The organism is Robertmurraya sp. DFI.2.37 (assembly GCF_029211245.1).
GTDB lineage: Bacteria > Bacillota > Bacilli > Bacillales > Cytobacillaceae > Robertmurraya > Robertmurraya methanolica_A.
Genome location: NZ_JARGEJ010000313.1, coordinates 1 through 395, shown reverse-complemented (window position 1 = coordinate 395; position 395 = coordinate 1). Strand labels below are relative to the sequence as shown.

The 395-nt window shown below is 36.7% G+C and carries 1 protein-coding gene; it reads left to right on the top strand.

What is annotated here, in order from left to right; all coding sequences use genetic code 11:
- Positions 1–109 precede the first annotated feature (109 nt).
- Complete coding sequence (locus PZE06_RS26665) at positions 110–316, top strand: hypothetical protein (RefSeq protein ID WP_275792194.1); 207 nt, start codon at positions 110–112, stop codon at positions 314–316.
- The last annotated feature ends 79 nt before the right edge of the window (positions 317–395 follow it).

The following is a 395-nucleotide window of genomic DNA, read 5'->3' as shown; positions in this document are numbered from 1 at the left end:
CCATGGTTTTTGTCAACATATAAGCATCTCAGTCAAAAAAATAATTCTAGACTATTTCGGATAAAAGCTAAGAAAACATCTCAAACTATTTCCATAGGAGGGATGAATAATGGGTCGTCTAGTATCTTTGCTTCTCATTGGAATCGGAGGCTATTGGGTTTTTCAGAATCGCTTTCGCCTAGCCAATTTTTTACTGGGAAACAGCATGATGAGAAGGGCTTTTGTCTCGTCCTTTATGCGCATTCCCCTCGTCCGTAATCAGATGTTTAGCAATATATTTTCAGGTGGAGCAAAAAATCAATATGGAAATAGTTAATTTCAAAAGAGGCTGTGTCAAAAGGACGTTAGAAACGACTTTTTGATATCGGCTTTTTTTGAGTATTTTTGGTTACTTG